This window comes from Prevotella sp. AM23-5 (assembly GCF_003473645.1).
In the GTDB taxonomy this organism is placed as follows: domain Bacteria; phylum Bacteroidota; class Bacteroidia; order Bacteroidales; family Bacteroidaceae; genus Prevotella; species Prevotella copri_A.
This window is the reverse complement of sequence record NZ_QUCG01000105.1, coordinates 1857-8210: the sequence shown is the minus strand read 5'-3', so window position 1 is coordinate 8210 and position 6354 is coordinate 1857. Positions and strand designations below refer to the sequence as shown.

Below are 6354 nucleotides of genomic sequence, written 5' to 3'. Positions count from 1 at the left end.
AAATTATAGTGTTGCGGAATTAAGGTTTTCCTTTGGTATATGTTTCATTGAAAATGTCTTGTTGATGTTGTGAAATAATGATTCTCATTTTAGACTGAGTGTTGTAGAATGTGCCAGTACCAAGTGGCATTTTCCAAGAATGGACTAAAAGTAGAAGTTTACGATGTCCTCAGGACATTGCGCCAAGTGTCTGCCACTGTCAGGACATTGTGCCTTGAAGATGACCTTTGAGGACGGATAGTAGATGGATGCCACCAAGAGCATACCTACCATTACTCCCAATGTGTACAAATGGGGAGTGAACATGAACACCAATGAGGCTGTAAAGGCGATGGCACGTGATTTCCTGTTGTCGTGCAACCTATGTAGCAGATTGTCTGCATAGGAGAACTTGAACAGCAACAATGCCAATAGTGCCGTTACATGAGCACCAATCTCGTTGGGCTGTACTTGATATGCCACGAAACTGAACACCAATATTGCCATCAGCAACAGCAATGTGTACAGTTTCCGAAAATTATGCGAAAACACCATGCGGAGATAAAATCTCTGCATCATCCGATTGTTCTTCCTGTAGCACATCGTTGATGCCAAGAGAAGAAACATAGGGAAGAAAAGAAAGATAATCTTGAATACCATAGATCAAATTGTAATGTAAAACGGTCAATAACCTTCGAATAGCTCCAACTCAATAATTCCATAGGTGACTTCCATGAAAAGTCGCTCGACATCCGTCATTGTCAAAGCATTTAATGCAAGGCGTTTCTTGAAACCAGCATCCTTTCTCATAAGAATCTTGGCACTTCGGTCAATGTCAAGCAGTGGAATATGCCACTCCTGCCCACGGACATAATCATTGTAGGAATGACAGGCTCGAAGAGTCAGACACCGACAGCAGACGGTCTGCACCATGCCATGCCATGAAACGGCGGTGTCTTTCCAATGGAACGAACTGCCAACGTCTATCCATGTGTGGCATTTGTGGATGATGTCCACGATGTTCTGAAGCTGCACGTCGCTCATAAATGGAACGTAATGTCACATAAAACACATCAGCATGTCCGCCTTGTCACGCTTGTACTTGAAGAAGCCTGTCCTCGCTTGCAGTTCCATGTCGTGGCACAAGTCACCGTACATGAATTCCAAGGACTCATAGATTGTCACCATGACGGAGTGGACATTTCCATTGGCATCCGTACTGGCATTCATCTTGTACATCCGCCCGAAATTAGGGTTGGAGAAGGCACAGCAGAACTGTCCGAACTCTGTATGTACGGAAGTCACCTTGTGGTAAAGGATGACCAGTTCCATCTGGTCTTCGAACAGGTTCATCACCTCTTCGAGAGGACAAGGCTTTTCCAACTTGAAGTCAAGCAGGACATAGCCGTCTTCATAGACTGGCTGTTCCATGCGCTCCTGGTTGATAAGCTCCGGCAACTGCAATGGTGCAAGTGCCAGGAAATCGTTGAGAAATTTATGCAGCATAACTATTGTGTTTATAATGAAGAAATGTATAGCTTGATGAACATATCTGGTAACCCGTCTGTCATATTCTTGTCCATCTGCAAGGAACGGCTAAGACAGGCGATTGTGCCTAAAGCATCTATTGACAGTTGCACCAAATCCTTTCGCTGATTCTCTGAAAGCATCGCCATTCCGAAGTCATCAATGGACAGGAATGGTTGCAGTGTCATCCAAAAATAGGCAGTCCGTTGTTCAGCGGAAGTAACCTTTCCACTCTTAATATCAGCAACGCAAGTCTGCGCATTGGCGATGATTCTTCGATTGGTACGAACCGCCATATATACCACAGCATCCCTTGCCGGTAAGTTTCCTTTCCTTGAAGATTGAGCAATCATCTTGCACACATCTTCTGTTCCACTTGTTATATGCGAAACCGACACGTCGCTCATCTCGTATAGATGAGATAGAAATGTTCTGAACATTCTGTCTTCCGTTTTCAGAAAGGCAAGGAACTGGGACTGGTTGGTAATGCCTTCCTTAATCACCCTTTCAAGGAAGAAGTGATAGGTGGTCAAGATCCTTGTCTTGTCACCTTTATACAACGGTATGGTGTCCATGCTCTCAAAAAACTTTGAAGCCACCAAGGAAAGGCTGTCCGTTTCCTTATTACCTTTATAAGGTGTGGCGTTCATCTTCAACAGAAGTACATCCTTGAATGTCCTACGCTTGGCGGTTGCTATGCGCATAAACTCGTCACGGATGGAGTCATGGACATTGGAAAATTCTTCCAGAGGAAACGAATGTGCCTTTTTGATGGTGTCTCGCATCAGACAAGCAGAAACCGAGTCTTCTAAAGTACGCCATTTGGATATTTTGTCGGCAAAGTGTTCCATAGACAAATCCTTGTCTGATTTCATCCTTGAGAGGAACACCTTTTGCGCATCCAATGCCTCCCTTGCATCATGGAAAGACAGTTCACTGGCATTTTTTGAACAGGATGCCAGCAAAAGAATGGCAAGTGTGATGGCAGACAACATGGACATTTGTTTTCTTCCTCCAAAGTATGATATGCGAAAACTTGAAGTGCAAGGTTGTTTGCACTTCACCCTCAATCGGCTTTTTGCCGCAGATATGAAAATGTTTATACTTTCCATTTCGGACTTTGTTTGAAATTTGCGGTGCGAATTTACAACTATTTATCTGGTATTCATTCAAACTAAATCAAACTTTATATTTTATTCTAATTCATACTTTATAGCATGATATGAAATGATAATATATCCAAGAAAGTGCAGTACATCAATCTTTAATTAACTATAATAATTATCAGAGTATGATTATACTTTGATGGAATATAAGTATCTTTGTCGGCAAATTACAAATCAGTGTATAATAGCTATGGCAAAAGTAGGTTACATATTTAACTCGGAGCAGTATGACACATTCACCTTTGACCGGGCTTGGATGGAGAAGTATGGCTGCTGCCGTATCATAGAAGATAATGCAAGCCAAGAGAAGACACGCCCAGAATGGAAGCAACTCATGGATTGTCTGGAACGAGGTGACGAACTGGTCATCTCGAAGTTCAGCAATGCGCTGCGTGGCATTCGGGAGTTGGCGATGTTCCTGGAGTTTTGCAGGGTGAAGGTGATAAGGGTCATTTCCATACAAGACAAGATCGACTCCAAGGGTGAGCTATTCCCAAGTACATCAATAGCCGATGTGCTTTTCATGTTCGGTTCGTTGTCAGAAGAGGTCGTTGCCTTGCGCAAGGCTACTGCCCATGTGGAATATATCAAGTCGGGTATTAAACCTGCCAAGAGTTCAACTCCAAAGAAAGGCATCGACCGTGAGAGGAATATCGTCAATATGTATAACAACAACTACACTATCGATGACATCTGGAAGGTCAGCGGCTTCAGGAGCCGCAGCTCGGTGTTCCGCATACTCAACAAGTATGGGGTGAAGCTGAACCGTGGCAAGTTCAGCGGACCGCTTGGCAAGAGAAAGCCCAAGGATGAGAATGAATAATCACTATAACATTCAAGTATATTCCAAAATTAAAGACGTATGGCACCAAAAGAATATGAGCAATATATAGCAAGTATATTCCAAAATCAAGGATATAAAACTCTTGTAACTCCATACTCCAATGATTGGGGTATAGATGTTATTGCTATAAAAGGTAAAGAAAAAATAGCAATTCAAGCTAAAATGTATGGAAATAAAAGAAAAGTCAACAGAGCTGCCATTATGCAACTATATGGAGCTATGGCCTATCAAGACTGTACAAAAGCGGTAATTGCCACCGATGGAGAACTTCTTGATGATGCTATATCAGTGGCAAAGAAGCTGAAAATAGAGATATTGACGACAAAAACAAATTTTGTTTCAACTTTTCATAAAGAAAAAGAAGAGGAGAACTCAGATTCTATCCATAAAGATTTTCGTATGGAATATCCAACGTTTGATGAAGTCTGGAGAAAATACATTATGCCTTTAAAAGGAGTGACACTATGGAATACAAAAGGAGAAAATAAAATTCTGGATGTAAATTGGGGCGGTATTACAAGAATAACTTCAAATAAAAGACGAAGTTCTATCTCTATAGACGGTTTCCGTTTTGCATATAACGAATTGATTAGAAAAGGAAAAATAACAAGGGATTATATCAATCAAGAAGTAGATAAAAGATGTTCATCTGGCATCGTACTCATACTGGGACAAATTCCATTTGTTTCCACAGTAAGAAATCCAACTTCATTGGAAATTTAAAGATTGTAGATATATCCCATAAGACGGAAAGAATTTTATTTCAAATAAATACTCCAACAAAATGAATTTATATCAAGTTGAAATCACAACTGAAATTGATACAGAGTGTATTCTTATAAATGCTAATGATGAAAATGAGGCAATAAGTATCGCACAGTATATGTTAGAAAATGGCGAGATAGACTTTGCGATAGGACATGAAATCATCAATATCACAGCATTTCTTGCTTGTTGAAAAATATTCAGCCTACAGATGCTGCTATACGATATTTTTTTTGTGGCTTCGAATACACGAACGCTTTCCGTCCACAAAGTCATAGCTATCTGCGCACGAAAAAGCACGCAAGATGTTCTGACCTTGTGGAATAATATTATTGGCAGATAAGGCAATTCCTTATCTGTCTCTTCTGAAATCATTTCGCTTGTCTCCGTGGAAAAGGCTTTTGAGCGTTCCGCCCAAAGCCTTGAACACGAAGAATACCACGAACAAAGATACGATGTCGTTCATAAGCTATAGTTTTCGTTTGTTATACTTGTGACTTGTACAGATTGATGATGTCCATCCCTATCGACTTGGCTTTTCGGCAAGTGTAGAACGTGCCGCCCTTGGGCTTGCCGTCGAAGAAAGCAATCAGTCCGCACGAATGAGAAAGCATATAATCATTTCGTCTGAGCAAGCATCCATTGAAATAGTGCTTACTCAACAGGATAGCATCGTCCGCCTTGTCAAGAATATCCCAATAGCGGTCTTGCTCCCTTGCGCTCCACCTCTCGTTCTGACCGTCATAGGGAATGACGGCAATAAGTTTTAAATTGGTAAGTTCCGCTTTCAATGAAATCACCACTTCAGCAGCCAACATATCGAAGCCGAGTGCCATGCCACAATAGAAATTTGTGATACCCATAGCATAGAGCAGCCTTATCTTGCCCCTCAGTTTCTTCCTTATCTCGTCCTTGCGGTCTTCCGCTATCGTGCGATGTCCCGAAAAAGCCACGGAATTGGCTTTGATGTACTTTGTCTTATCCATATCACTTTGCATATTTATAGTGTGTGCGTCCCAAGAAAAGACCTCCCAATACGTTTCCGCCAAACATTTCCAACTGATTGGCAAAAATGGCATAGCTTGCGCCGGTCGTTACCACATCATCAAAAACATAGATGTCCTTGCCTTTGAAGTAGGCTTCATCAAACTCAATCACTTGTGTCTTAGTGATGCTCTTTTCCTTGTCATGGCGGTGCTCGTGTACTGCCAAGCGGTCGCCTGAAACGGATATGTGCGAATAGCCGTTGATGATGCCGCAAAGCTCGCTCACACGATTACAGAAAGCCATGTAACGACTCTCGTTCTTGGCTTGGGTGCTGGCTGGCACACATACAAACACGATGTCCTTTATCTTCTCACCACAAACTTTGATAAGATGTGCTGCGGTCATTTGCGCCACCTTCTCAAAAGCGTTGTCCCTTGCATCCTTGAACGCCCAAATCAGTTGGCGTGCAGCCACTGCGTCCTCGCCCACATTGCGAACTCTCACAGGGAAATACTTCAAGAAGAAATCCATCCTCTTGCTCAGCTGTCTCTTGATGCTGTCGTCTATCATTCTTACCATAGTCGGAAAAATTATTTGTGTTAAACTCAATTTTTATTTTCCCTATTTTCGGAAGCCTGTCGGCTTGCCCAAGGGATATTTTTCCGCCACGCAAAGGTGTTGGAAGGCAAAAAGACAAATCGGAAGCGAAAAATACGCTCTATATGCAAGGCACATAGAGGAAGATTTTTTGAAAAGCATCCATGATGCCCAATTTGGCATTTGCCACGCAACTGGTACCTTTGCGGAAAATATCCGAAGCGGCAAAGACGATGGACGAAATGAAATGACTATAAGTGCTACTACATAAGATTACAACAAGAAAAGGGTGGGTGTGGAACTGCGCCATCGGTGCAATTCCGCAAGGGTGGGACGAAGTGCTATAAAGAGAGAACGGTTTGCCGATTATAACAGAAGGACGGAATAAAGATGCGGCAGGAGTAATTGGGAAACTCTCTTGGCATCCATGCCGAGTGTGTTTCCGCTCCTGCCTTCATGCCATGTGGCTTATTGCAGTAGCGACAGTTG

9 protein-coding genes are annotated in these 6354 nt (G+C 42.3%); 3 read left to right on the top strand and 6 right to left on the bottom strand.

Annotated features, from left to right (window positions below; all coding sequences use genetic code 11):
- Positions 1-144: 144 nt before the first annotated feature.
- The 4 genes from DW657_RS15985 to DW657_RS15970 all read right to left on the bottom strand — a co-directional run bounded on the left by DW657_RS15985 (position 145) and on the right by DW657_RS15970 (position 2507).
- Positions 145-558, bottom strand: a complete 414-nt coding sequence (locus DW657_RS15985) for a hypothetical protein (protein WP_147381705.1) — start codon at positions 556-558, stop codon at positions 145-147.
- A 105-nt stretch (positions 559-663) separates the two neighbouring features.
- Positions 664-1023, bottom strand: a complete 360-nt coding sequence (locus DW657_RS15980; RefSeq protein ID WP_118313406.1) for a hypothetical protein — start codon at positions 1021-1023, stop codon at positions 664-666.
- A 15-nt stretch (positions 1024-1038) separates the two neighbouring features.
- Positions 1039-1485 (bottom strand): hypothetical protein, encoded by a 447-nt coding sequence (locus tag DW657_RS15975; RefSeq protein ID WP_043610617.1) that lies wholly within the window; start codon positions 1483-1485, stop codon positions 1039-1041.
- An 11-nt stretch (positions 1486-1496) separates the two neighbouring features.
- Positions 1497-2507: a hypothetical protein gene (locus DW657_RS15970; protein ID WP_118416621.1), complete on the bottom strand. Its 1011-nt coding sequence runs from the start codon at positions 2505-2507 to the stop codon at positions 1497-1499.
- A gap of 355 nt (positions 2508-2862) precedes the next feature.
- On the opposite strand from DW657_RS15970, the gene DW657_RS15965 reads away from it, so the two are divergent.
- The 3 genes from DW657_RS15965 to DW657_RS17995 all read left to right on the top strand — a co-directional run bounded on the left by DW657_RS15965 (position 2863) and on the right by DW657_RS17995 (position 4474).
- Complete coding sequence (locus DW657_RS15965; protein ID WP_118313404.1) at positions 2863-3495, top strand: recombinase family protein; 633 nt, start codon at positions 2863-2865, stop codon at positions 3493-3495.
- A 39-nt stretch (positions 3496-3534) separates the two neighbouring features.
- Entirely contained in the window at positions 3535-4239 is a 705-nt protein-coding gene (locus DW657_RS15960) for a restriction endonuclease (protein WP_118313403.1), read from the top strand.
- A 61-nt stretch (positions 4240-4300) separates the two neighbouring features.
- Positions 4301-4474 carry a hypothetical protein gene (locus DW657_RS17995; protein WP_158577412.1) on the top strand — a complete coding sequence of 58 codons (174 nt, stop codon included), beginning with the start codon at positions 4301-4303 and terminating at the stop codon, positions 4472-4474.
- 292 nt (positions 4475-4766) lie between these two features.
- Here DW657_RS17995 and DW657_RS15955 read toward each other — a convergent pair whose 3' ends face one another.
- Both DW657_RS15955 and DW657_RS15950 read right to left on the bottom strand, forming a co-directional pair.
- On the bottom strand, positions 4767-5267 hold the full coding sequence (locus tag DW657_RS15955) for an SLOG family protein (RefSeq protein ID WP_058322073.1): 501 nt from the start codon (positions 5265-5267) through the stop codon (positions 4767-4769).
- Position 5268: 1 nt separating this feature from the next.
- Complete coding sequence (locus DW657_RS15950) at positions 5269-5847, bottom strand: hypothetical protein (protein ID WP_058322074.1); 579 nt, start codon at positions 5845-5847, stop codon at positions 5269-5271.
- Positions 5848-6354 lie beyond the last annotated feature (507 nt).

Bases quoted from the DNA above. Each gene is read 5' to 3' on its own strand.
- DW657_RS15985 (WP_147381705.1), bottom strand. From the start codon at position 558: ATGATGCAGAGATTTTATCTCCGCATGGTGTTTTCGCATAATTTTCGG.
- DW657_RS15980 (WP_118313406.1), bottom strand. From the start codon at position 1,023: ATGAGCGACGTGCAGCTTCAGAACATCGTGGACATCATCCACAAATGC.
- DW657_RS15975 (WP_043610617.1), bottom strand. From the start codon at position 1,485: ATGCTGCATAAATTTCTCAACGATTTCCTGGCACTTGCACCATTGCAG.
- DW657_RS15970 (WP_118416621.1), bottom strand. From the start codon at position 2,507: ATGTCCATGTTGTCTGCCATCACACTTGCCATTCTTTTGCTGGCATCC.
- DW657_RS15965 (WP_118313404.1), top strand. From the start codon at position 2,863: ATGGCAAAAGTAGGTTACATATTTAACTCGGAGCAGTATGACACATTC.
- DW657_RS15960 (WP_118313403.1), top strand. From the start codon at position 3,535: ATGGCACCAAAAGAATATGAGCAATATATAGCAAGTATATTCCAAAAT.
- DW657_RS17995 (WP_158577412.1), top strand. From the start codon at position 4,301: ATGAATTTATATCAAGTTGAAATCACAACTGAAATTGATACAGAGTGT.
- DW657_RS15955 (WP_058322073.1), bottom strand. From the start codon at position 5,267: ATGGATAAGACAAAGTACATCAAAGCCAATTCCGTGGCTTTTTCGGGA.
- DW657_RS15950 (WP_058322074.1), bottom strand. From the start codon at position 5,847: ATGGTAAGAATGATAGACGACAGCATCAAGAGACAGCTGAGCAAGAGG.